We start from the raw sequence: 26,026 nt of genomic DNA on the forward strand, positions 1-26,026 counted from the left end.
GATAATATGAGAAAAATTGCATTGATATTCCTAACGAGTATACTGTTTATCGGTTGTAAAAAAGGAGGCGAAGGATTTCTCTTGCGTGAAGCAGATGCGAAAAAGGAAAAAACAGCTTTAGTGGTCTTGAACGATCACGCAAAAAATGCACAACAATTCCAAACTGCCTTTCTTCAAGGAAGCGCGCAATATAAAGATCGTTACGAAAATAGAAAAGTGGGGATTGAGGTATTAATCGAAAAAGACAAGCAGATTCAGATCAATATTCGCTACGCGGATATTCTGATTTTCAAATCACTGATTACCCCAGAACAGGTACAATACTACAACAAACTAGATGAAACGGCATTCCAAGGCGGATTTGATGTTTTAACGCGATTTGTAGGAACAGATATCAATTTTAATCGCTTACAAAACTTGCTCTTAGGTCAAGTCTTAGACAGTCAAGAAAGCAAAGCATTTATTGCAACAATTGAGGATGGTCTACACAAATTGAGCACTGTAGAACAAGAAGAACTCCAGTCTACTTACTTTTTCGAGGACGAAAATAGTTTACTGAAGAAGGAGGCGATTGAAGAACGCGATTCAAATCGAAAAGTAACAATTTCCTATCCAGGATATCAAAAAATCAAGCAATTTATTGTACCTACGGAAGTAAATATTTTAGCAGAAGAAGGAGAAAAAACCATAAATTTGGATATTCGTTATAGAAAAGTTTCATTTAACGAAGATTTACATCTAAATTATAGTGTTCCAAAAGGATACAAAATGATTAAATTGTAAAAAAATCCGTAATATTGTATGGCTTAAGAAGTACACCGCTATGAAGAAAACCTACTGCTCTATATTGTTCATTTTAATGGCATTACCTATGTGTGCCCAGCAGAAAGAGACGCAAGAACAGTTAGAGCGCAGAAAACAACAGATTATCATTGAGATTAAGTCTGTTCAGCAACTCCTTCATAGAGAGCAGACCAAGGAGCGCAATATTTTGGCGGAAATTGAAGAGATCAATCGCAAGGTTACCTTAAACAAGCAATTGATCAACAACGTGCGCAAGCAGATTAACATCACCAACAATACCATAGCCATCAATCAAAAAGAAGCAAATGCCTTAGCAAAAGAGCTAGAGCAATTGAAAAAAGATTATGCGCAAACTATTGTAAAAGCGTACAAGAGTCGTTCGAATCAAAGTAAAATGATGTTTATTCTGTCGTCTGAAAACTTTTTTCAGGCGTACAAACGCGTGCAGTACCTCAAGCAATACGCAGATTTCAGAAAACAACAAGGAGAAGAACTCAAGGAAAAAACGGTTCTTTTAAAAGAAGCCTTAGCTAAGTTAGAAGTTGAAAAAGAAAAACAACGCAAGCTTTTAGCAGAACAACAAGCCAACGAAAAGGCCCTTCAACAAGATTTAACTGCACAACAAGATCTTGTGTCCATAGTTAAAAAGGATCAGAAAAAGTTCAATGAACAGATCAAGAAAAAACAAGACGAGACAAAAGCGATTGATCGCAAAATAAAACAGTTGATTCGCGAAGCGATTGAGGAGGCGAACCGCAAAGCGCGAGAAGCTGCGGCAAAAGCAGGTAAATCTACAACAAAATCTACAGCAACAACGGCTGCCGCAGCTACCTTCGAACTAACACCAGAGGGTAAATTAGTGGCTGATAACTTCAAAGCCAATCGCGGTAAACTACCTTGGCCTGTAGAAAAAGGATATATTTCTTTGGCTTATGGCGACCAGCCTCACCCCGTGCAAACTCATTTGACGATTCACAACAGTGGAGTGGAAATTACCACAGAATCTAACGCAAAAGCGAGAGCTATTTTCGAAGGCGAAGTACTACAAGTACAAGTGTTGTCCGGCGGAAATAAAGCAGTCTTAATTCAACATGGGGATTATATAACAGTTTACCAAAATTTGCGTGATGTAACGGTACAGAAAGGAGATAAAGTAAGTCTCAAGCAAACGATCGGAACAATTAACACCAACAGCACTGGAAAAACTGTTTTAAAATTCTTACTTTCGCACAACTCCAATATTGACAACCCTCAAAATTGGTTGAGTAGAAGTAACTAAACGCATTTTTATCCTATGAGTAATGCCGTAGCCTTTAATCTTTTACAGTGGGTCAGCGAAAATAAAGACCTACTGAAACCACCTGTATCCAATAAAAGTCTCTTTGTCGATGCCAAAGACTATATCATCATGGTGGTTGGAGGACCTAACAACCGAAAAGATTTCCACTACAATGAGAATGAGGAATTTTTCTTTCAACTGGAAGGAACGATCTATATTGACATTCAAGAAGATGGAGAGAGAAAGCGCATTACCTTAAATCCGGGTGACATTTTTTTATTGCCAGCCAAAATGCCTCATTCTCCCATTCGAACAGCTAATTCCGTAGGTTTAGTTGTAGAGACCAAACGCAAAGATCCTCATGCAAAAGATGGCTTGATTTGGTATTGTGAAAACTGCAACGAGAAATTATACGAAGTATACTTTGAATTGACCGATATAGAAAAAGATTTTTTACCACATTTTAAAGCGTTTTACAGTTCAGTAGAACTGCGCACATGCGCCCATTGCGCCTGTGTAATGGACCCCGTTTCATAGGGGCTATATCCCTCGTAAAAACGACAAAAAAACAGTCGCTTTTTTTTTGGTAAGCGAATCTTTTCCCTTAAACTAACAACCTAATTAGATTTTCACAATTAGCACAAAATAAAAGTTGCATTTATTTCAAATATTTGTCAACAACTTAATAATATAGCAAAATGAAGTGTTTTTATTAACACCTCTTTGCTAAAATTATTTTTATATCTTAGCGAAGAACTATCTTATAAACTATAAAAGAAGAATAATGGCAACAACAAATGACCAATTTGGAATTTTGGATGCGATGAAGCATTTAGGACTTGAAGAGGTAAACAACGGAACTTCAACAGGTTTAAACTCATTTTCTAACGGAAGAATTATCGAATCATACTCGCCTGCAACTGGTGAATTAATAGGAAAAGTAAAGGCTACAACGGCAGAAGATTACGAAAAAGTAATGCAAACAGCACAAGAGGCTTATAAATCTTGGAAATTAGTTCCTGCACCGAAAAGAGGAGAAATCGTTCGTCAAATCGGAGAAGAATTACGCAACAATAAAGAACACCTTGGAAAACTTGTTTCTTATGAAATGGGTAAAAGTTTACAAGAAGGTTTAGGTGAGGTTCAAGAAATGATCGATATCTGTGATTTCGCAGTGGGATTATCACGTCAATTATACGGTTTAACAATGCACTCTGAAAGACCAATGCACAGAATGTATGAGCAATGGCATCCAATTGGAATTGTAGGTATTATTTCTGCTTTCAACTTCCCTGTGGCTGTATGGAGCTGGAATACAATGATTGCTTGGGTTTGTGGAGATGTATGTGTATGGAAACCAAGTTCAAAAACACCTTTATGTGCCGTGGCTTGTCAAAACATCATTGCTAAAGTGTTCAAAGCAAACGATATACAAGAAGGAGTTTGTAACTTAGTAATTGGAAATGAATGTGGAGATTTAATGAATAACGACCACAGAATTCCATTAGTATCTTTCACAGGATCAACGCGCATTGGACGTCACGTATCTAAAACAGTGGCTGAGCGTTTCGGGAATACGATCTTAGAATTAGGAGGAAACAACGCAATCATCGTTTCTGAACATGCAGACATCAACATGGTATTAGTTGGAGCTGTATTCGGAGCAGTTGGTACTGCAGGACAACGTTGTACGTCTACTCGTCGTTTAATTATACACGAAAGTGTATACGATAAAACAATCCAAGTATTGCAAAGCGCATACGCTCAATTGAAAATTGGAAACCCATTAGACGCTACAAATCACGTAGGTCCACTTATCGATAAAGGAGCTGTTCAAGATTACTTAAACGCAATTGAGCAAGCTAAAAAAGAAGGTGGAAAAATCATCGTAGAAGGTGGTGTAGTAGAAGGAGCTGGATATGAGAGTGGTTGTTATGTAAAACCGTGTATTATTGAAGCGAAAAATGAATTTGATATCGTTCAAGCAGAGACATTTGCTCCTATTTTATACGTAATGAAATACAGCACAATCGAAGAAGCAATTGACATGCAAAATGGCGTGCCTCAAGGACTGTCTTCTTCAATCTTTACAAACAGCATGCGCGAAATGGAATTATTCCTTTCTCATGCAGGTTCTGATTGTGGAATTGCTAACGTTAATATTGGTACTTCAGGTGCTGAAATTGGTGGAGCTTTTGGAGGTGAAAAAGAAACAGGTGGAGGACGTGAGTCTGGATCTGATGCTTGGAAAGCTTACATGAGAAGACAAACCAATACAATTAACTACGGAAGTCAACTTCCATTAGCTCAAGGCATTAAATTTGATTTTTAATCTAATATAGCTACAAAAAAAAGACGTCAAATTGACGTCTTTTTTTTATATATTTTCTTTGATCTGCTTAAAAGCGATACCCAATCATCACACCTGCATTGAATTCAATAGCAGAAAAACGATCGTTAACTTCGCTACTAAAGTTTCTAGCAATATTTGCAAAAGGCTCAATTGCAAAAGAATCACCCATTGTCCATTTGTATCCTACTCCGATTCCCACAATAAAGCTGTTCATATCTGTTTTTACACGACGAACATCATCCAACTCCGCTATATACTTATCTTCTTTAAAATTACCAAAGCGGTACTTTAAAAAAGGAGAAACGGAATATCCACTTCCATTGGCTCCATTATTCCCGCCAAAGTAATATTTATAATTCAAGGCTACACTTGTCGTATTGAACTTTTGATCCTTAGCTTTGCTTTCGTGGTAATAAGAAAAGCGATCCATAAAGTGGACGTCTACACCTATTGACTGATTGAGATCAATAAAATGTTCATATCCCACTTCTACAGAAGGGACAACAATCGTATTAAGAATATTGATCTTTACTTCATTCACAGCTTGTGCTTTTGCACCGAGTATTCCACCGATTAAAAAAGCAATTGCGACTATTTTTTTCATTTGTTCTAAACTTTTACTTGCAAATATATAATATTTTACCCTATTTGTGATTTCGTCCTTCCTCCATTGGATATAAATCTGCGAGGCGATCACTTTGCCAATAGGCTTTGGTGTCTACATCCATAAGGCTGATTTTACCAAAGAAAGCAGCGCCAGTGTCTATATTCCATACGTTAGCGAAATTAACAGGTACATCAAACCCAAAATGCGTAACTGGGGTATGACCGATAAAAATTTCGTTGTGAAATTGCAATCGCCTAGGGTATAGTGGATGATCTTTATCTAGGTTGGGATCCATGGCCATGACCATTTCCCACAAGGTGCGATCCCAGTAGAGGTATTCTTCAAAAAACTCAGCTTCTATTCCTCTAGGGTTGGTAAAACCAGCATGGACAAACAAGCGATTTTCCTGGTCGATATAATAATTTTGAAGGCGCTGAAAAAAAGCCAGGTGGAGTTCCAATTTTTCCGCTGTAAGTTGCTTATATGCTTTTACAGACGAATCTCCTCCATTTTTAAACCACTGAGGATTCTCCTGTCTAGTCAGCATCCATTGGGTCAGTAAACTCTCGTGATTTCCCCTTAAAAAAATACAGCTATGCGTTTGCTCTAACTGAAGCAAAAAATCGACTACTTTATCGGGTTCAGACCATCCATCTACATAATCACCTAAAAAAATTAACTGGTCCGCTGTTGTTACGTTAGCTCGCTCAAAAAGTTGGATTAACCCTTTATAACCCCCGTGTATATCACCAACAACCAATGTTCTACTCATAAGATTCTGTTTCGTATTTAAGCTTTCGCAAGATACGCATAACTTGTTTAAAGCCGATAAACAACTCGGGGTCATTCGCGAACTTTAAATAATCTTTAACCTCAATTAGCTGCTCCTTCGCTTGCTCGAAACCATTGAGGTAACAGAGCATCATATTGTAACACAATTTGTTCAAAACGCGTTCCTCTTTATTGGTTAATCGCTCGCCTTGCTTTAATTTATTCATTACTTTGACACTATTTCGGTAGATATGTCCTAGAATATTTTCATTGTACTTCGGCGGTTCAAAGAGCATTTTACTCTCCATATCATAGCTGCCATTGTCGTAAAAAACCAAGCGCACCTCCTCGAATGGATAATAACTCGTGCCGTCGTTTAACCCCAAATTGAGATACTCTGTTAGCACAAAGGATTCGGTGTCGTAAAATAGGGTTACTACATCTAAAGAGGAGTAAAACAGTTTAATTTGCTCATTGACAAATTCAATATCCATACGCGAGTAAAAAGGAATCCCACGAATAGTTGTTTTTTTGCCTACCCAACAGATTACAAATTGCTCTTTAAACACTTTGTAATTGGCATGCATTTCTTTAGATGACTGCATCATATAGCGCACCACACTGTCGAGAACGTCTTTTAAATTATTTTGGGAGCTTTTTTCAATACTCTCCACATCGCTCTTATTGCCGTTGTAAATAAGTACGTCATTAGGTACTGAAGTACTGCCAACGCGCGAGAAATACGTGCCTTCTACAATTTCTCCTATACTTCGCTTGAAGGTCGTTAGCGCTGCATTTGGCGATATTGTCACTAAGCCAATTACCTTGTCCTCCGCCAAATCAGTAAATGTCACATTGTCGTAGGTAATACTCGGTGGATTGGCAAAATACGCATTGACTAAGTTTTGAATTTTGCTATCATCATAAAAATCAACTCCAACCAATTCATTGGCATTATCTTCCACACCAACGATAATAAAAGAATTATTTTCGGGATTTGAGTTAGATAAAGCACAAATATGCTTCAAAAATTTTGCTTTCCCCGATTTGGTATGTAAATTTAGCTGCCGTTTCTTATCATAGAAACTATTCTCATCATATTGGGCTAATAGGTTTTTAATAAGTAATCGCTTATTAATCATAGCAAATTATTTTTTGTTCTTAAAATTATAAAAAGAAACCCATAAATCATGCCCAAATATGGAACACCCACTTTAGATTTAACCATCTATTAACAACTTTGTAGCGAATATTTTTTGAATTTGCATGAATAATTAAATGAGCGATATTTTCAGACAAAACTTTTATTATGGAAACACCCGGATCAAATTACGATATTCGAGAATTAAATGAACTAATAGAAAGAGAAAGTGCCTTTATTGACATCTTGACGATGGAGATGAACAAAGCGATTGTAGGTCAAAAGCACATGATTGATCGATTACTAATTGGATTACTAGGACAAGGACACATTTTACTTGAAGGTGTACCAGGGTTAGCTAAAACACTCGCGATAAACACTTTATCTAAGGCAGTAGATGGATCGTTTAATCGAATTCAGTTTACGCCAGATTTACTCCCTGCCGATGTCATAGGTACGATGATTTACAACGTAAAAGAAAACGACTTTTCCATTCGAAAAGGTCCAATTTTCGCGAATTTCATCTTAGCGGATGAGATCAACCGTGCTCCAGCAAAAGTACAATCTGCGCTTTTAGAGGCGATGCAGGAAAAACAAGTGACCATTAGTGATACGACGTATCCCTTGGACAAACCGTTCTTGGTTATGGCCACACAAAACCCCGTAGAACAAGAGGGAACCTACCCATTACCGGAGGCTCAAATGGACCGTTTCATGCTAAAAACGGTTATTGATTATCCAAAGTTGGAGGAAGAACGCCTTGTAATTCGCCAAAACTTAGCTGGAGAAAGACAAACGATTCATCCCGTAGTTACTTTGGATCAGATTAAGCGCGCGCAAGATGCAGTGAAAAAGGTATATATGGATGAAAAAATCGAAAAATATATACTCGATATTATTTTTGCAACGCGATACCCAGAACAATTCAAATTGGAGAAACTAAAACCATTGATCAGTTTTGGTGCATCTCCACGTGGAAGTATCAACTTAGCTACTGCAGCGAAGTGCTATGCATTTATCAAACGCAGAGGTTATGTGATTCCCGAAGATGTTCGCGCCGTAGTTATTGACGTATTGCGCCACCGTATTGGGGTGACTTACGAAGCAGAAGCAGAAAGTATTACCTCTGTAGATATCATCAATCAAATTGTAAACGAAATAGAAGTGCCATAGTGGATTTCCACTGTCAGTCGATCCCTATTATGGAGGGATTATTCCCTTTTGGGCACTAATTATTTTTGAATAATTCTTTTACAATGGAAACCAAAGAGATTTTAAAAAAGGTAAAAAAGATTGAGATCAAAACCAAGCGTTTAAGTGATCATATTTTTTCTGGGGAGTACCACACTTCCTTTAAGGGACGTGGTATGACTTTTTCTGAAGTGCGACAGTATCAATTTGGCGACGATGTTCGCGCCATCGATTGGAATGTTACTGCGCGCTATAACGAGCCTTATATCAAAGTTTTTGAAGAAGAACGAGAACTGACACTCATGCTTTTAGTGGATATCAGCGGATCGGGAAATTTTGGTTCAACAGATACGTTCAAACAAGAAATAATCACAGAAATAGCTGCAACATTGGCTTTTTCGGCAACCCAAAATAACGATAAGATTGGCCTTATTCTGTTTTCGGATCAAATTGAATTATTCGTTCCTCCTAAAAAAGGAAAAACGCATGTTTTGCGCATTATTAGAGAACTCATTGAGTTCAAACCCAAGAGTCAACAGACCGATCTTGCCATGGCCTTGTCGTATCTGTCTAAAGTAATCAAGAAAAAAGCCATTGTTTTTGTCTTGTCTGATTTTATTACGCCTCCTTACGAGAGCACCTTAAAAATATCAGCCAAGAAACACGACATTACAGGCATTCGCTTGTATGATGAACGAGAAAAAGAACTCCCTAATGTTGGGTTAATCAATGTGTATGATGCAGAGAGCAAACAAGAACAGATGATTAATACAGGCAGCAAAGAGGTGAGACAACAGTATACGGCTCATTTCCTCAAGCAAGAGGATCAATTCAAGAAAACCTTCTTAAAATGTGGTGCTGGTGTAATCAACATGCGTGTTGATGAGAGTTATGTAAAAAAATTATTAGGGTATTTCAAAGCTAGATAAAATGACACTGAATAAAACAACATACAATCTTTTAAGCGTCCTTATTCTTTTGTTATCTCCATCGTTGATGTTCGCTCAGTCACCGCTTGAAGCAAAAGTTGACACAACAAGTATCAAAATTGGAGAGCCTATACAATATACCATTCGAGCAATGGCATCAAAGCACAGCAAGGTGTTATTTCCCGAAACGAAAACACTCGGTCCATTAGAGATCTTAGACTCATATCCCGTTGATACCGTTGCAAAAGATGATGTAGTAACCTTGACCAAAAGATATGAATTGACGCAATTTGATGAGGGTAGTTTTACTATTCCTCAACTCCCTGTAATTATAGATGCAAAACTGTTTCAAACAGACTCTATTCGCATAGAAGTACAAAATGTAGCGGTTGACACCTTAAAAACACCGCTATACGACATCAAAACGATTTCCAAAAATGGCGCTGCACCTTCTACAAATTGGTACTACTTGGCCTTTTTAATTTTATCCATTATTATAGGAGTAATAGCCTATATCTTCATCAAGAAAAGACAGGACAAAAACCTAACAGAAGACGATAAATACAGTACGCCATTTGAAAAAGCGGTGACCAAGTTAAAAGAATTAGAAGAAAAACAGAACTGGACCCGAGGGAATGCTAAACCTTATTACTCTGAGATGACGGATATTGCGCGTGCTTTTATCGAAGACACTTTTGATATCTCTGCTCGTGAGTTAACGACTTTTGAAACAATTTCAATTTTAAAAAATACCTTGCGCGACAAGGATATTAAAATTGATCCAAAAATTATAAAAGAATTTAAACGCGTTTTAGATACAGCGGATTTAGTAAAGTTCGCAAAATCACAACCTGCAGACAATGAAATTGTAGCAGACACGTCAAATACGCAAAAAATCATCAACGAGATCAATGCTGCTTATCCTATTTCTGCAGCCACACAAACGGAGCGCATTCGATTAAGAGAAGAGCGTAAAAGAAAGAGAAAAAGACTGCGTTTGGGGATTCCCCTTATGCTTTCCGGAGCATTGATGTTGGTTATTGGTATTGTTTACCTTGTAAATAGTACGAGTGAGCGAAACCTAAACGTATTCACGTTCAACTCAAGTAAGCGTTTATTAAACCAAGAATGGATTACTAGTACCTATGGAAGTGGTGTTGGTTTAACCGTAAGCACTCCAGAAGTATTGATTCGTAAAAATGACCCAACGGTTGGCGATAGTGGAATTGACGGTATTGAAAGCATTCAACAATTCAAAGGAGGTGACCTAGGTGATCCTATCTTTATTACCTTGAGTACTATTCAAACTGGAAAAGACTTCAAATATTCTGAAGAAGAAATCATGGATCACTCACTCAAGTTAATCATTAAAAACCATACGGTAGATGGCATCGAAATTACCCATGAAAAATTCGAAAATGCCTCTGGATTAACAGGATTAAAGGCAAAAGGAAGCTTATTGCTCAAGTCGGAGAAAGGAAAAGACCAAAAGATTACTTTTGAAAGTGTATTGACGCATGAAAGTAAAACCGTACTGAATCAACTGTGGATTTTCCACAAAACAGAGGATCAATATGCAGATGCAATTAGCGAGAAGGTATTTGATTCCATGCAATACAAACAAGATAAGTAACTATGAGAAACGCAACCTTTTTAAACCCTGAATTCTTTTGGTTGTTTCTACTTTTACCTCTTGTTATTTTCATTTGGTATAGAAACAAAAAGAAACAAAAGCCAACACTAAAGTTAAGTTCAACGGCTCCTTTTCTGGGGCATTCGACTTTTTTAGTTCGCTTATTGCCTTTGTCTATTGTATTGAGAACACTGGCATTAAGTGCCCTAATTGTTGCTTTAGCTCGACCACAAGTCATTAGTGTTGACCATCAAATACATGCAACACATGGGATTGACATTGTTATGGCCATGGATATTTCCGGAAGTATGTTGGCGAAAGATTTAAAGCCTAACCGATTAGAAGCCCTAAAACACGTTGCTGGAGACTTCGTAGCTCAGCGCGTAGCGGATCGTATTGGCATTGTGATCTACGCAGCGGAGGCTTACACAAAGACACCCGTAACCAGTGACAAAACCCTATTGTTAAATTCATTGAGAGATATAAAGTATTCGGATGATTTACGAGATGGAACTGCCATTGGAGTTGGGTTAACAACGGCTATAAACCGCATTAAAACCAGTCCTGCCAAAAGTAAAGTAATCATTCTATTAACAGATGGTGTCAACAATACAGGAACCGTGGATCCTCTTATGGCCACGCAGATTGCGAAAGAATTTAAAATTAAAATATACACCATTGGTATAGGAACAAACGGATTGGCGGAATCGCCTGTGGGTATTCGTCCAAATGGCGAAATCATTTATGAAAAAATCCCTGTTGAACTCGATGAAGCACTAATGAAGACGATCGCTAAAGAAACGGGTGGTCAATATTTTAGAGCAACCAATACTGAAAGTCTTAAAAAAATATACGAGGAAATCAATCAACTAGAAAAGACCAAAATTGACGAGCAGAAGTACGTAAACACAGAGGAGAAATTCCGATTATTTGCCCTTCTAGCTTTTATTTTACTGGCATTAGATTTTATTCTAGGTAAAACCCTTTTTAGAGGATTTATTTAACAGCATTATGTGGGAATTAGATGACAAAAAATATTTTCTATTACTAATTGCAATTGCCGCTATTGCATTGCTCATTGTATGGGAAATACTGTGGAAGAAGAAAGTGCAAAAAACATTTGCAACGACTAAGGCCTTGCAAATACTAGCGCCAAATAGATCTGCGAACAAACCTATACTCAAAGCCTGTTTATACTTTGCCGCACTCATATGCCTAGTAATAGGATTAGTTAATCCTAAAATAGGCACGCGTGTTGTTACGGTAAAACGACAAGGGGTTGATATTGTATTTACCCTAGACGTATCTAAAAGTATGTTGGCACAAGATATGGCACCTGATCGCTTGGCGAAGATGAAGCAATTGACTTCGCAAATTATCAATAGCTTAGGCCCCGATCGAATTGGTATTGTTGGCTATGCAGGAAGCGCTTTTCCCATGCTTCCCATTACAACAGATCACTATGCCGCTAAAATGTATCTACAATCCATGAATACGGACATGGTTTCCTCTCAAGGAACCGCATTAGAGGATGCAATTCACGTGGCTAGTAACTACTTTGACAACCCGCGAACCAGCAAAGTGATGATCCTGATTTCCGATGGAGAAGATCACGGCGAGAATATCGATGCTGCAATTCAAATTGCCAAAGACAAAAACATTAAAATTATCACTATTGGGGTAGGAACGGAAAAAGGAGGACCAATTCCGATCCGCACAGCCAAAGGAATCGAATATAAACGAGATTGGGACAATGAAATTGTCATTACCAAATTAGATCCTTCTACCCTAAAACACATTGCTGATGCAACGGGTGGAAAGTATTTTTACGGATCAAACACACAAGAAATCGTAGACCTAATAACCAATGAACTCAATAAAATTGAGAAAACAGATTTCGAATCCCAACAAATTGCAGAATTTCAATCGCAATTTCAATGGTTTTTAGCCTTGGCCTTTCTATTAATTCTAATTGATTTATTTATTCTTGAACGTAAAACGAGTTGGATGAAGAAGTTAAATCTCTTCAATGAAAAAGAATAATGTTTATAGCTTGTACAAAATGAAAAATATATCTCTTACTTTCCTATTTCTATTTTTTGCTAGTTTGCCCTCATTTGGTCAATCTGCAGGTCGTGCTTTAACCGTAGGTAATGAATCCTATGAGCACAAGCAGTACAATCAATCGGAAGCTGCCTATCGCATTGCTTCTTCTAAGAGTGAAAAAAAGCAAACAGCAACCTATAATTTAGGTAATAGTTTACTTCGTCAAAAGCAGTATAAAGAAGCGATCTCTGCCTATAGCAGAGCCAGTAAAGAAGCCACAACAAAAGAGGCAAGACACAGCGCCTATCACAATTTAGGCAATGCCTATATGGCTGAAAAGAATTATAAAGCAGCAGAAGAAGCCTTTAAAAACGCCTTGAGAAACAATCCAAAAGATGATGAAACACGCTATAATTATGCCGTGGCTAAAAAATTAAATGAAGAAAATCCTCAAAACGACCAAAATCAGGATAATCAAGACAACAAGGATAATCAAGACAACAAGGATAATCAAGACAACAAGGATAACCAAGACAATAAGGATAATCAAGACAATAAGGATAATCAAGACAACAAGGATAACCAAGACAACAAGGATAACCAAGATCAGCAAAATAAAGATCAAAACCAGGATCAAAATAAAGACAACAAAGGAGATGATCAGCAAGATGAGAACAAAGATCAAGGAGACAATAAAGAGAATAAGGATCAACAACAAAAGCCTACACCTCAACAGCAACAGAGTAAGGAGCAGATGGAGCGAATTTTAGATGCTGTGAATCGCGATGAGCAGGCTGTTCAACAACGATTAATCGACAAGAATAAAAAAGGCGACAAAAAAGCGGAGGCACAAGGAGTATCTTCACAACGCAAAAAAGACTGGTAAGCTTGATATTATGAGAACATTATACTTTTATATTGTATTAATTGGTGTCCTCTTCACCCAATCGTTAACGGCTCAAGTGAACTTCGAAGCGAGTGTGAACAAAGAACAAGTGCCTTTAAATGATGTGGTTCAGATTGAATTCACCATGAATAGTGATGGTGATAACTTTGCTCCACCGTCTTTTGATGCGTTTACTGTGGTTGGTGGTCCTAGTAGTTCGGTGAGTTATTCTTGGATTAATGGAAAGAAATCGTTTAAAAAATCATATTCCTATTTGTTACAGCCTAAGAAGAAAGGAAAATTCACCATTGGCAAAGCGAGCATTCAAATTGAAGGGGAAACGATAACAACAACTCCGATTACAATAACGGTAACTGATGCAGTAGAGCGACAAGATCCACGTCAACGCATGAGTCAAGTGCAACAAGGATCATTGGACAAGGTTCACTTGGTTGCTGAAGTATCCAAATCAAAACCTTTTATCAACGAACCGATTACCATTGTCTATAAGCTGTATTTTAATACTTCAGTTGGCGGTTATAGGGGGAATGAAATTCCGACCTATGACAAGTTCTGGACCTATAGTGTGGACATGCCACAACGCCCAGAATTGAAACAAGGAAAATACAAAGGGGAGCTTTATAACTATGTAGTCTTGAAGCAAGATATTATCATGGCTCAAGAAGTGGGAAAACAGGTCATCAAGCCTTTGTCATTAACAGTACAAGTTGAAGTGCCTACGGGTCGCAGAGATTTCTTTGGCTTTCCTGAATACGGTTTAATTGAAAAAGACTACACTACCCAAGCCATCACCATTGATGCGCAAGATTTACCACAAAAGGACAGACCTGCTAATTTCTCAGGTGGGGTGGGTGATTTTTCACTTAAAGTAACGCCCTCAACTCAAGAGCTCAAAGCAGGTGAACCATTATACCTAACAGTGGCCGTATCAGGTAAAGGAAATTTAAATCTCCTTACCCTTCCTACCCCACTTGCTCATTCTGCTTTAGAAGTATACGATCCCCAATATTCGGAAAAACTAACGCCAACCGCCTTGGGGTTACAGGGAAATCGCACCAACAAATACACGATTATACCGCAATATAAAGGCGAATACAACATCGAACCGATGGAGTTTTCATACTTTGATTTAGCGTCAAAACAATATAAAACGATCAAAACAGACACGATAAAAATCAATGTGCTGGAAGGACCTACTCTACCCACGCACAAAGAAATAGCTGGTGTAGATAGCTCGGATGATCAGGAGTTTTTCCAAAAAAACAAAACGGCATTGACTTTTGTAGAGCAAGAAAAAACGACGTATTGGAACACCTCATTATTTTATTTCTTCTTGTGTGCACCCCTAGTGGCAATTCCGCTATTTGTTCTGAGTAGTCGCATAGGTGCTGCCCGAGCAAATGACGTAGAGGGAAACCGATTGAGAAGAAATAATCGCTTAGCGAAGAAATACTTAGGTGAAGCGAAGAAACACCTGAATGACAAGGCGTTGTTCTATGAAGCGTTAGAGCGTTGTTTACACAACTTCTTGAAGGCCAAATTAAAAATGGAGACCAGCGAAATGAGCAATGATAACATTACGGAAATTTTGCAGGAAAAAGCCATTACACCAGAGGCTATTCAGTCGTTTATGAGCCTTAAAAACGCTTGTGAATGGGCGCGTTACACCCCAACAGAACAAGTGAATATTGCAAAAGATTACGAAACGGCAATTGATGTAATTGATCAATTGGAAAAACAATTTAAGTCCTAATGAAAAAGTTAACTTTATATCTTGTATTTGCTTTGTTTGGCCTAGGCACCTATGCACAAACAACGGATTGGCAAAAAGCTTTTGACAAAGTGAATGAAACTTTTCAAAAGGAACACTTTAAAGAAGCCATTGAAGGATACTTGACCCTAGCGAATTCATATGAAAACTCGCCAGAGTTGTACTATAATCTCGCCAATGCCTATTATAAATCGGGAGCTTATGTCGACGCGATCTATTACTATGAAAAGGCCTTACAATTGGCACCTAATATGCAAGAAGCCAAGACAAACCTCAATTTTGCGAAAGAGCACTTAGAAGACGATATCACTATCATTGAAGAATACGACAAAAAAGATATCGCCCATCAGACGTTGGGCAAACTATCCGTTGATGGTTGGGCCATTATAGCGACGTTGAGTAGTATAGCGTTATTGCTGTTCTTTATCGTGTATTACAAGACACACAACAGCAGGAGTAAGCGCATCCTATTCGTTGCTATGTTGCTAAGTGTTATAGTGGGTATTTCGAGTATATACGCTGCTGTTTTTGAAACGAATTATACAAAAAACGCCGAAATAGGCCTTGTATATTCAGCCAAAACAGCGCTAAAAGAAGACGCTAAAACTACCTCAACAACAGTCAGAGAACTCCACAAAGGAACCAAAGTCTATATGCTGGATCGCAAAGGGCTATGGATTAAGGTTCGCTTAGAAAATCAAGAAACGGGTTGGATAGACAAAGAAGCTATTCGCGAAATTTAAATAGACTCAGGCGTAGGTGTTTGCAAAACATCTACGCTTTTTTCAAATAAATAGGCAACCATTTGGAATAAACTAGGAAAAATATGCTCAGAAACAAACAAGTAGATTTGATAACTTTTTGCTTGATTCAAGGTTTCAGGCGATACGAGAATAAAAAAACTATTGATCTGATCAACGAGTGCATAGAGTAGGCTCATCACTAGAATAACGACGAATAGCTGAAAAATTGCTCCCAGCAAGCGATTGAACAAGCCTAAAAAAGCGGCCTCAAAAACTTTAGTTGCAATTTGCGCCGCTAACCGAACTACTAAAATTGCGAGGATAAAAGCGATCACAAAAGAAAAGACAGGTAAAAAACTAGATTCCCAGCCCCATTGTTGCTGTAAAAAATCTTTCACTACATTGGAAAACTTTAAAGCCCCTATCGTCCCTATCAAAAGCGATAAAAAAGCAACAACGGACACAAAAAAACCCTTTTGTACTCCTTTAAACACACCAAAAGCCAGGGCTAAAACAACTAAAATATCTAATAGCATATCATCCACATTTAATAGTTCACTAAATTATTATTTTTTCTATAAAACTGCATCATTAGGAAATTGTATCTTTGTTTACTCAAACAAACAACAATATGGCAAGAGATGAACAATTAAAAAAGCGATGGGAAGATGTGGTACAAAAAATATCTACTCGCTTTGGCGATGGCGAAGTCCTCGACTTAGAATCAATCATCTATCTTATTGGAGTTCAGGAATTAGGTAAAATTAAAAAACGATATAAAAAAGACGAAAAAGTTAATTTAATGCATATCGCAATATGTCGCCTACTTGAACCCTATGGATATTATGAATTCGATCACTATGACGACGATGGTTGGCCTCATTACAACGTGAAAGAACAATTACCTGCACTTCGCGCAGGGGAACAAAGTGTACTGATGAAGGAGGCCATCGTTCAGTACTTCTTAGAGTTAAAATATATTGATTAAAATACGCATAAATAAAAATTTAGCATGCTTTAAATTTTATGTCTAAATGAAAAGCAGTAAATTTGCCTTTTACTTTACTTAAAATGATAGATAAAATAAAAGAATACATCGGTGAGGCAGAACATTTCCATACTGATAACAAAGAACAACTAGAAGCTTTTAGAATTAAATTCCTTTCAAAAAAGGGAATTTTAAATGAATTATTTGCCTACTTCAAAACCGTTCCTAACGAGCAAAAAAAGGAATTCGGTCAGGCGATTAATACACTAAAAAGCGCCATTGAAACTAAAGTAAAAACCATCCAAGAGGAATTAGAATCTAAGAATGTACAAGGATTATATGGCGATTTAACTCGTCCTGGTTATCCGACACTAATTGGATCAAGACACCCAATTTCCCTTGTGAAGAATCAGATTGTTGACATTTTTAACAGCATAGGTTTTACTATTTCTGAAGGTCCAGAAATTGAAGACGATTGGCATAACTTCTCTGCATTGAACTTTCCTGACTATCACCCAGCGCGTGATATGCAAGATTCCTTCTTTGTTCAGTCGAATCCTCAACACTTATTGCGTACTCACACTTCATCAGTGCAAGCGCGCTATATGGAGGATCACAAACCGCCATTGCGAACAATTTCTCCTGGACGCGTATTTAGAAATGAGGATATTTCATCTCGCTCTCACTGTATTTTCCATCAAGTAGAAGGATTGTACATTGATAAAGATGTGTCTTTTGCTGATCTAAAACAAACCTTATTGTACTTTACAAAAGAGATGTTTGGAAAATCAAAGATTCGCTTGCGTCCTTCTTATTTCCCGTTTACGGAGCCAAGTGCAGAAGTAGATATCTATTGGGGGTTAAAAACAGAAGTAGACTATCGAATTACAAAAGGAACGGGTTGGCTAGAAATCATGGGATGTGGAATGGTTGATCCAAACGTTTTAACCAACTGTAACATCGATGCAAATGAATACAGTGGATTTGCTTTTGGGATGGGAATCGAGCGTATTGCTATGTTATTATACCAAATCAGCGATATTCGCATGTTCTACGAAAATGATGTGCGCTTCTTAGAGCAATTCAAATCAAACTTTTAATCGCATTTTATACAATACAAAAGCCCGATACAGTGTATCGGGCTTTTTTTGGGAAGTATGTAAAATAAACTAAATTCAGGTCTCCCCCCCCAATATATCAAACGACTTTTAAAAGTCTTTTTTAAATCCAAACAGTAAGCCATCCTTGAAGAATGCACTACCTTGATAGGCGCGTACATAATCTACTCGAAACCCTTTCATGCTGCGAATACCGATATTGGACAATCCAACGGTAAACTCTTGGTAAGCTTTCATGTCTGATGTTGTAGCATTGTGATAACCTGCCACTACATTCCATCCCGTCCATTTAAGCAAAGGCAAACGATTCATAATAAATCCCTTGAAGTTATACTCAAGATGTGTTTCCACGTAGGATTTATTCGTACTCAAGCTGTAATATGGCAACAAATTAAAAGAACTCATGCGATCATTTTCAATAGTTAAATGCGTCTGATTCCCTGAAAAGTGTTTGCGATCCACATACGAAATATCATCTCCATCAAAGAAGTGCCCTCCTTTTATGTGATAGGACAACTCCCCCTTATTGCTGAAGGAAAGATCCTGCTTCACTCCAGCCACAACTAAGTCGTAATTATAGCCTTTTAGGTTGCCACTAAATGCTTTTTCATAGCCAATATTAATTTTTGGATAAGTGGTATTGGGAATATACCAACGCTTGTCTGGATAAGACACGTATTTCATCCCCAAATTGATCGTTAGTCCTAGCTTAAACTTATATAGGTGATGCAATTCAATAGGAGCGCTTAAGGCATTTAAAGGCGCTGTAGGATCGTTGGAGGTATAAGCCCTACTTCCGGTATAAAAAGATCCATTGGCATTGTTAAACAACGGCTTTCGCTGTTCATATCCCAACTCTGTGCCAAGTGATACTGCTTGATCGAAGAATTTTCCGTTATAGCCGACATAGACCTCTTCGTTGTTGTAATACTTGGCGAAGTTTTTTCTAAATAGCAAGGAGAATAGACTATTAAACTGCTCACTGATATTATCCGGATGGAACTGTTTTATTTTAGTTCCCCCTCTGACATACATCAACGATTGATGTAGATCATTCAAGCGATGACTTAGCGTACCATAAGCGCGGAAACGCTCAGAAGCGAACCCATAATCAAAAGAAGCCTTAGCACTCGTATACGATATCTTGTCCTTCCCATAGAATTGAGCAGATACACCTGAACCCATATAGAAGCCCTGAACGGTATTAAAACCAATGGTTTCTAAATTAATCAATCCATCGTAAGCAAATCGAAAACGCTCTTCTTTGCTTTTGTAGTTGTATCCCAAAAGAGGAGAAGTCAGCGTAAATTTATTATAAACTACCCGAAGGCTATCTCTATAAGCTGGCGATTCCTTGCGTTCACGTATGCTATCTTTAAAGTGGTAATCTTGCGCTTCTTCTGCCGTTAAGGGGTACAAACGATGATTGATCCAAAACTCATCTTCCTTTTTATTGGCATCTTTGGCAAAGGATAAAACTTCCTTACCAAAATCCGCTCTAGTAAAATTTGGCGCGAAATCGTAGTTGTTGAATACGCTCAAGAACACCCCTTGTCCTTTAAAGCCAAATAAGCTAATTAATATATCCAAGGTTTGTGAACGCTTGACCCATGTGTTATTCGCCTGATTATAAAAGAAATTTTGACTTATTGTGATTGATTCGAGAAAGGGTTGTTGTAAACTAATCCCTGTTACTGTAAGATCTACTCCATATAAAGCCGCCGAATCATCGACAATATAAATATCTCCGTAGAAAACAGGCTGATTCTTAACTTTAGGAGTTACTTTGATTTTATTAATCAATACGCCATTGTCTTTGAAAGTTGCCTCTAAATTAAATCGATAAAAAGAAAATGCTTGATTAGCCAAAGGAGAAATCAGTTGTAGATCAAAATCTGCGACGCGAAATTGATTGTCATAGAAATCGTACATCGACTCATCGGCTGTATTAAAACTATAGCCGTTGTTGTTTCCACTAACCTTAGAAGCAATTATGTGTTCTTTTAACTGATTTGGTTTTTGATATTTTAATTGGGAGACAGTTTCTGACAAGTAAAGAATCCCTTGGCCTAAGGAATCTAATCCGTTAGCTTTGTCTTGGCCAACATAGACTTTGTCTTGGACAAATTTGGGTATTTTTAAGCTCTTAATCATACCCTTAGAGTAAAAGTCGGCCGTAAAAGAAGCGACTCCCTGTGTATTTTTTGCTTTGTTGGCAATCGCACGACGAATAATCTCATCTGCCGGATTTTTTCCTACATTAATGACAATATCGTCCAATTGGAATTCTTCTTCTTGAAGCACAATATTCAGCGTCAAGGGACGTCCATCGTATTGCACGCTTTTTCTCTCGGTTTTATAGCCTAAGAACTGAAAGACAAGAGTAGCATTGCCCGTTGATTTTGGCAAAATTTCATATTCTCCTTTGTCGTTACTGATAACTCCTTGTTGTGTTTGCTCTAAAATAACAGTTGCATAACTAATGGGTATTCCTGCTTGATCAACAAGTGTTCCCCTGACTTGAGCAAAGGAAAACAGAGAAAAGGAACACACCAATAAGGTGATTATTTTTTTCATGTAGTAGATGTTGGTTGATACAACATAAGACGTCACCTTAGCTTTTATGTTACATTCCTTTAAGAAAATCTTTCATTTTCAATCATTTACCATATAATAAAAGCGACTTATTTCCGTCGCTCAACTATTTTATTTATCTGTTTTCTCTTGTTATTCCGCAACTATTTTCTTCTTTTGTTCTAATAAGTCAGCCTCAACTTGAGGAACGACAACTCTTTTTAGAATATAGAGGTAAAGGACGGTCAAGGTCAGCAGTAAAGATGAAAAAACAACAGAGGATGTCGCGAATACAGGATTGTCTTGTGCTGAAAATCGATGCATTGCAAAGCGAATGACCCAAAAAGTGATTACATAATAGGGCCAAATTTCTAAATTATACAAAACTGAATGCAACAACCACAAAGCTTCCCCTCTTTTTTTTCGACCTTGTTTTTGACGGTATAAGTGCCACAATTGATAGAACAAGAAAGAAGTACCCAAAAAGAACAACCCCGATTGTATACTTTCATACGTATCGACATTTACCTGCTTTATTAGCGCGAACAGCACTAAAAAAAGAGCTAGGGTAACCACAATTTTGGGAACTGTAAAAAAAGACTTCAACAGCGCAAAGCTTTTTTTGTAATAGGCATTAGTCAGCTGCTTTATTTTCTGCTCGACCACATCGCTAAACCCAAAAACGCCGAACTTTTTAAAAGCAACCTCAAGCGCCTGTTCAAAAGACAGTTGAGTATCCTTTTGCCACTGCGTTTCGATATCGTTGGCTAAATGATCGACCAATTCCAACTCAACATCGTAAAACTCAACATAGTGTTGACGGACAAAGCGGTGAAGTTCTTCGATTTCTTGAAGTGTAACTTTTCTCTCCATAGTTTTTCTATTTACAGTAATTGCCATTTGATTTGGTATATTTTTTCTTTTTTGTAGTCAATTCGCCAATGAATCATATAAAATAACATCACCAATCCGATGAAAATGTAGAAGTAAAAAAACCAATCACCGCTCGCAATGAATTTCATTTGAGTGAGTAGCGGCAGCATAACAAATATGCTTTGTACCCATCCGAGTCGTTTAAATTCCACTCGCAAGAACGCACCTGTTGCGGTGTACAACGGAATATCTTTCATCAAACTACGATTGAATATATAAAATATTCCAATACTTATATAAAGGGCAAGTAGTGTCCCTAATCCCCATACGATATCCGCATCTAAGTCTATAAAACGATAAAAAAAGCTACCGATCCCTAAAGTGGTTAACGCACCAAAGAAACAAGCTTTCGCTCCCCGTGTTAACCGCTCTTTATTCCACTGCTGAGCAATAAATTTCGGAATGCCTCTAAAGAAAAAAGAAGCAGGTTTCAACAACTCATCCCATTTTGCAATCACCAAGACAAAAGCTTCATCATAGCGCTTTGCGTTATGGAGTTCTTTCTCTATATCTGCTGCAATATGATCGACTACTTCGGCGCGAATATCCATGTAATACAAGCGATAGTGTTCTAATAAAAATTGGTCAATATGTTGAAGTTGATGTGGTGTAAGTGTTTGCATTCGTGTTCCTATTTAGATTATATAGATTGAGTGTTCACATGGCGATACTGTTGCATCACTTGACTAGCAAAAAAGACATTCAAGATCAACAAGTGAACAGCTACAACAAGTAGATGATACGGAGACAATAAAACATCTGCTGCAACGTCCTTTCTCAGGTGAAACATCGCAACGGTTAACGAGATAATATTCACCAACATCACACTGCCTAAGGCGTGCATGTAGAACTTCATTTCATAACTCTTTTGCTTAAAAAAGCGCTTTTGTACCACCACGGGAATAAAAAATCCGAGTAAGATACAGCCAAAACTAATCCAAGGGCTAGGGGTTAATTCCATAACCTGAAAATGTCCAAGGAACCAACTAGTCAAAAACAAAAGAGCAAAAAAGAAGTAAAATACCGCATCTTTACGACACAATTGCTTTACAATACACGTTGGAATACCTTGTTGTCCCAGCACAGGTTTTAATTCAAAATGCCATTTTCTCAGCACCTGCTTTTTTGCTTGTGCGTACTCAACCCCTTGCTCAAGGTAGTCCTCAATTTCACAGGCGATATGGTCCACAACCTCATCGCGAAATGCTTTGAACTCTAAGTGATACACTTGAAGTAAAAAGGCATCTATTTCTTCTATTTGATTGATATTCAGTTTTTTCATTTTACACAAACTCAGAGATTAAACATAGTACAAAACACCGTTTTACCGTCTTTTGTTCAAGGTATTGGTTATTTGACTACCTTGTATTTTTGATATTTACAGTATTTTCTAAATCGATAGAACAAAAAAGAGTTGAAAATCATATAGTAAACAACAAAAAAACTAAAAGTAAACTGCTGTTGCATGTCCCTCCAGATAAGATAAAAAACAGTCTCCACAGTTATAAACATAGCACTCGTCATCAAAACGTTCCTTGCTTTGCCTCTAAAAAAATCATAGCGATAATCTTGTACTTGTTTTGATTCTTTATATATAACAAAAACACCATAGGCATTCGCAATGAACAAACAACTCATCAAAGCCACCTGATTAAATTGTACATACCACACTGCCAATAGCAAGGGAATAGATAAAATCCCAGCAATCAGTAGAGATTGAAGCGCTACTATATTGTATTCCCTATTCAATTGATTTAAAATAAAATGGGGAATACCCTTGTATACGCCTTTATCATTGGCTATCAATCGAACATTCCAAGTTCTAAAAACAAGTGTGGTTGCTTCTTCATAGGTTTCTCCCTGATTCATTAGCTCTTCTATCTCACAAGCGATGTGATCGAGCACTTCATTGCGAATGTCATCCTGTTGCAACCTGTATTTTTGCAGTAAGCGCTTCTCAATATCCTGCACTTGTTCAAGGGAAATTTTTATTGTTTGTTCCATAATACCGTAATTTATTCAATAGTTAGGTCAATTTCAGGTTTACGATATTTTGCATATTGCGAATGAAACTTTCTAACTCTTCCATTTTATTATCCGTTTCCTTAACACCACTTTCGGTTAGCTTATAGTATTTTCTTACCCTTCCATCGACGCGTTCCATATCTACATCTAAAAACCCTTCAGCCTCTAACTTGTGTAGCGCTGGATAAAGTGCTCCTTCGGTTAAACTCATCTCCCCTGTGGTAATTTCCTTTACTTTTTGGGTGATTTCATAGCCATACATGCGGCCATTTTCAGCCAGTAACTTCATGATAATAGTATTTAAGCTACCCTTGTATAATTGTTGTTGCTTTGCCATATATAAGAATCTTAGGTATACAAATATAGTACTTTTTTAATACCTATAACTTATAGGTATAATAATTTTCGCTAATCTGAGTTCTAAAAACTTCCTTTTACTCCACGGGTTTTGTATTTTTGCCCAAAATAAACAGAACTAAACCATGTCAAGATTCAACAATTTAACGGTAAAAGAGATTCGAAGAGAAACTCCACATGCGGTATCTATTGCATTGGATGTTCCGGCATCCTTTCAACAGGAGTATACCTTTGTTGCTGGGCAATATCTCAATATTAGCTATGAACATAACGGCAAAGAGATAAGACGAGCTTATTCGATCTGTTCGACCCCGCAAAGTGGAGAGATTCGCATTGTGGTAAAAAAAGTAGAGCAAGGTGTGTTTTCCACCTATGCTAATGAAGAGTTGAAAGTTGGTGATCAATTAGCAGTAGAGGCTCCAGAAGGGCGTTTTACATTTACCCCCAATCCAGAGGTAACGGCTAATTATGCGGCTTTTGCTGCTGGTAGTGGTATTACGCCTGTTATGTCCATTTTGCAAAGTGTCTTAACCCAGGAGCCAAACAGCACCTTTGTTTTAGTCTACGGAAATAAATCAAGAGAAGAGACCATTTTCCACGAACAATTACACAAGCTTCAGGAGCAATACCCTGAAAGGCTTTACGTTCACTTCGTATATTCGAGGATGCGAGAAGGGGATTCGCTTTTCGGTCGCATTGACAAAGCAGCGATCAATTTTGTAGTTAACAACAAACACCAAGACAAAACTTTTTCGAGCTTTTTCTTGTGTGGGCCAGAAGATATGATTGACCTGGTAAGTGAAACCCTTCAATCGAAAGGCGTGGAGAAGGACAACATTTTATTTGAGATTTTCACTCCTAATACCGATGGAAATAATCCTATAGAATCCCAAGGAGGTAGCACAAGAGTTACGGTTATTGTTGACGATGAAGAATCGAGCTTTGAAATGCCGAAAAGTCAAGCGCTATTACATGGTGTATTAGAAGCAGGCATAGATGCGCCATACTCTTGTCAAGGTGGAATTTGCAGCTCTTGTATGTGTCGAGTGACCAAAGGATCTGCAACGATGAAGCGCAATAGTATTCTTACAGATGATGAAGTTGCTGAAGGATTAATTTTGTCGTGTCAGGCAATTGTCACTTCAGATGAAATTCACATCAACTACGATGATATTTAATAAAAAATGCTGAGATTCTCTCAGCATTTTTTATTACAATCCTAGACTATTTATCTGATCTTCGAAGATAGATATACACCTTTTTCATCCCTCCTGGACGTGTATAATGAGACAATTGGTCTTCTATTCGAAGATAGCCCGCTTGAAAGCCAATTTCTAATTCTCCTTTATACTTTTTTGATTGTGTAGTCGGAGCTTCTATTTTACCTCCCGTTAGCGGGTCAATAACAAAACCTCCAATTAAATTTAAATTTGTAAACAGATAACCCGGTCTAACGATGTTGTTTTGTACCATGTGAATCTCTGCGAAACCACCCACACATTTTTTTTCGTGTCGTCTATACTCTAAACGAACAAAATTATCATGCTCATCGTAGATAGGTGTCAACATATCTTCTTTCAAACAACTGTCTGAATCACTAGGCAAGAACCCTACGTTTCTACCTTCTATTTTAATTCCCGCATAAAAATAACTAGCTTTTCCCAGTTCAGAAAGATCCGTCAAAGGAGTATATTCGGAATTGAAAACAGCATCATACCCTTGTGAGTCCTCATCTGAGGAGCAACTAGCAATAAAAGGGATTATTAATAACAAGATGAAAATTCTTATATGTCTCATATTCTAACTATTTAACATAAAATTAAATTAAAAAAGAATATAAACCTAATTCAAAAAAA

26 protein-coding genes are annotated in these 26,026 nt (G+C 37.5%); 15 read left to right on the top strand and 11 right to left on the bottom strand.

What is annotated here, in order from left to right; translation table 11 throughout:
- Positions 1-6 precede the first annotated feature (6 nt).
- The 4 genes from lolB1 (at position 7) to amaB (ending at position 4,415) form a co-directional block, all read left to right on the top strand.
- Complete coding sequence (lolB1, locus tag HX062_RS04005) at positions 7-783, top strand: lipoprotein insertase outer membrane protein LolB1 (RefSeq protein WP_286466497.1); 777 nt, start codon at positions 7-9, stop codon at positions 781-783.
- 40 nt (positions 784-823) lie between these two features.
- Positions 824-2,083, top strand: coding sequence for a murein hydrolase activator EnvC family protein (locus tag HX062_RS04010; protein WP_182628323.1), 1,260 nt, complete (start codon positions 824-826; stop codon positions 2,081-2,083).
- A gap of 15 nt (positions 2,084-2,098) precedes the next feature.
- Positions 2,099-2,620 carry a 3-hydroxyanthranilate 3,4-dioxygenase gene (locus tag HX062_RS04015; RefSeq protein WP_286466498.1) on the top strand — a complete coding sequence of 174 codons (522 nt, stop codon included), beginning with the start codon at positions 2,099-2,101 and terminating at the stop codon, positions 2,618-2,620.
- Positions 2,621-2,867: 247 nt separating this feature from the next.
- Positions 2,868-4,415: an L-piperidine-6-carboxylate dehydrogenase gene (gene amaB / locus HX062_RS04020; RefSeq protein ID WP_182628325.1), complete on the top strand. Its 1,548-nt coding sequence runs from the start codon at positions 2,868-2,870 to the stop codon at positions 4,413-4,415.
- 67 nt (positions 4,416-4,482) lie between these two features.
- Here amaB and HX062_RS04025 read toward each other — a convergent pair whose 3' ends face one another.
- From HX062_RS04025 to HX062_RS04035, 3 genes are read right to left on the bottom strand one after another with little or no spacing between them, the layout of a single operon-like run.
- Entirely contained in the window at positions 4,483-5,040 is a 558-nt protein-coding gene (locus HX062_RS04025; RefSeq protein WP_286466499.1) for a DUF3575 domain-containing protein, read from the bottom strand.
- A gap of 40 nt (positions 5,041-5,080) precedes the next feature.
- Positions 5,081-5,815, bottom strand: coding sequence for a metallophosphoesterase family protein (locus tag HX062_RS04030; protein ID WP_182628327.1), 735 nt, complete (start codon positions 5,813-5,815; stop codon positions 5,081-5,083).
- A complete protein-coding gene (locus HX062_RS04035; protein WP_182628328.1) occupies positions 5,808-6,956 on the bottom strand; it encodes a DUF5929 domain-containing protein in 1,149 nt (382 codons plus the stop codon). Before HX062_RS04035 ends, HX062_RS04030 begins: the two co-directional genes overlap by 8 nt.
- Before the next feature lie 167 nt (positions 6,957-7,123).
- Here HX062_RS04035 and HX062_RS04040 point away from each other — a divergent pair, with 167 nt between their 5' ends.
- The 8 genes from HX062_RS04040 to HX062_RS04075 all read left to right on the top strand — a co-directional run bounded on the left by HX062_RS04040 (position 7,124) and on the right by HX062_RS04075 (position 16,175).
- A complete protein-coding gene (locus HX062_RS04040; protein ID WP_182628329.1) occupies positions 7,124-8,128 on the top strand; it encodes an AAA family ATPase in 1,005 nt (334 codons plus the stop codon).
- An 83-nt stretch (positions 8,129-8,211) separates the two neighbouring features.
- Positions 8,212-9,075: a DUF58 domain-containing protein gene (locus HX062_RS04045; protein WP_182628330.1), complete on the top strand. Its 864-nt coding sequence runs from the start codon at positions 8,212-8,214 to the stop codon at positions 9,073-9,075.
- 1 nt (position 9,076) lies between these two features.
- Positions 9,077-10,708: a BatD family protein gene (locus tag HX062_RS04050; RefSeq protein WP_286466500.1), complete on the top strand. Its 1,632-nt coding sequence runs from the start codon at positions 9,077-9,079 to the stop codon at positions 10,706-10,708.
- 2 nt (positions 10,709-10,710) lie between these two features.
- Entirely contained in the window at positions 10,711-11,712 is a 1,002-nt protein-coding gene (locus HX062_RS04055) for a vWA domain-containing protein (RefSeq protein WP_286466501.1), read from the top strand.
- Positions 11,713-11,719: 7 nt separating this feature from the next.
- The gene (locus HX062_RS04060; protein WP_182628333.1) at positions 11,720-12,751 is read left to right on the top strand and encodes a VWA domain-containing protein; all 1,032 of its coding nucleotides are present in this window, start codon (positions 11,720-11,722) and stop codon (positions 12,749-12,751) included.
- Positions 12,738-13,640, top strand: coding sequence for a tetratricopeptide repeat protein (locus HX062_RS04065; protein WP_286466503.1), 903 nt, complete (start codon positions 12,738-12,740; stop codon positions 13,638-13,640). Before HX062_RS04060 ends, HX062_RS04065 begins: the two co-directional genes overlap by 14 nt.
- Positions 13,641-13,650: 10 nt before the next feature.
- On the top strand, positions 13,651-15,414 hold the full coding sequence (locus tag HX062_RS04070) for a BatD family protein (RefSeq protein ID WP_182628334.1): 1,764 nt from the start codon (positions 13,651-13,653) through the stop codon (positions 15,412-15,414).
- Positions 15,414-16,175: a tetratricopeptide repeat protein gene (locus HX062_RS04075; RefSeq protein ID WP_286466505.1), complete on the top strand. Its 762-nt coding sequence runs from the start codon at positions 15,414-15,416 to the stop codon at positions 16,173-16,175. The genes HX062_RS04070 and HX062_RS04075 overlap by 1 nt, the downstream gene beginning before the upstream one ends.
- Here HX062_RS04075 and HX062_RS04080 read toward each other — a convergent pair.
- A complete protein-coding gene (locus tag HX062_RS04080; protein WP_182628336.1) occupies positions 16,172-16,711 on the bottom strand; it encodes a CvpA family protein in 540 nt (179 codons plus the stop codon). The genes HX062_RS04075 and HX062_RS04080 overlap by 4 nt on opposite strands.
- 95 nt (positions 16,712-16,806) lie before the next feature.
- Here HX062_RS04080 and HX062_RS04085 point away from each other — a divergent pair, with 95 nt between their 5' ends.
- Positions 16,807-17,163 (top strand): hypothetical protein, encoded by a 357-nt coding sequence (locus HX062_RS04085; RefSeq protein WP_182628337.1) that lies wholly within the window; start codon positions 16,807-16,809, stop codon positions 17,161-17,163.
- Positions 17,164-17,246: 83 nt separating this feature from the next.
- Complete coding sequence (pheS, locus tag HX062_RS04090) at positions 17,247-18,263, top strand: phenylalanine--tRNA ligase subunit alpha (RefSeq protein WP_182628338.1); 1,017 nt, start codon at positions 17,247-17,249, stop codon at positions 18,261-18,263.
- A gap of 108 nt (positions 18,264-18,371) precedes the next feature.
- Here pheS and HX062_RS04095 read toward each other — a convergent pair whose 3' ends face one another.
- The 6 genes from HX062_RS04095 to HX062_RS04120 form a co-directional block, all read right to left on the bottom strand.
- A complete protein-coding gene (locus HX062_RS04095; RefSeq protein ID WP_286466506.1) occupies positions 18,372-20,858 on the bottom strand; it encodes a DUF5686 and carboxypeptidase regulatory-like domain-containing protein in 2,487 nt (828 codons plus the stop codon).
- A gap of 150 nt (positions 20,859-21,008) precedes the next feature.
- Positions 21,009-21,728, bottom strand: coding sequence for a hypothetical protein (locus tag HX062_RS04100; protein WP_286466507.1), 720 nt, complete (start codon positions 21,726-21,728; stop codon positions 21,009-21,011).
- A gap of 11 nt (positions 21,729-21,739) precedes the next feature.
- The gene (locus HX062_RS04105) at positions 21,740-22,411 is read right to left on the bottom strand and encodes a hypothetical protein (RefSeq protein ID WP_286466508.1); all 672 of its coding nucleotides are present in this window, start codon (positions 22,409-22,411) and stop codon (positions 21,740-21,742) included.
- A 17-nt stretch (positions 22,412-22,428) separates the two neighbouring features.
- Positions 22,429-23,070: a hypothetical protein gene (locus HX062_RS04110; RefSeq protein WP_182628342.1), complete on the bottom strand. Its 642-nt coding sequence runs from the start codon at positions 23,068-23,070 to the stop codon at positions 22,429-22,431.
- A 68-nt stretch (positions 23,071-23,138) separates the two neighbouring features.
- Complete coding sequence (locus HX062_RS04115) at positions 23,139-23,792, bottom strand: hypothetical protein (protein ID WP_182628343.1); 654 nt, start codon at positions 23,790-23,792, stop codon at positions 23,139-23,141.
- Positions 23,793-23,814: 22 nt separating this feature from the next.
- The gene (locus HX062_RS04120) at positions 23,815-24,150 is read right to left on the bottom strand and encodes a PadR family transcriptional regulator (protein WP_182628344.1); all 336 of its coding nucleotides are present in this window, start codon (positions 24,148-24,150) and stop codon (positions 23,815-23,817) included.
- A gap of 145 nt (positions 24,151-24,295) precedes the next feature.
- Here HX062_RS04120 and HX062_RS04125 point away from each other — a divergent pair, with 145 nt between their 5' ends.
- Complete coding sequence (locus HX062_RS04125; protein WP_182628345.1) at positions 24,296-25,348, top strand: ferredoxin--NADP reductase; 1,053 nt, start codon at positions 24,296-24,298, stop codon at positions 25,346-25,348.
- 46 nt (positions 25,349-25,394) lie between these two features.
- Here HX062_RS04125 and HX062_RS04130 read toward each other — a convergent pair whose 3' ends face one another.
- Complete coding sequence (locus tag HX062_RS04130) at positions 25,395-25,967, bottom strand: hypothetical protein (protein WP_182628346.1); 573 nt, start codon at positions 25,965-25,967, stop codon at positions 25,395-25,397.
- Positions 25,968-26,026: the final 59 nt, after the last annotated feature.

The organism is Myroides sp. DF42-4-2 (assembly GCF_030326445.1).
GTDB lineage: Bacteria > Bacteroidota > Bacteroidia > Flavobacteriales > Flavobacteriaceae > Flavobacterium.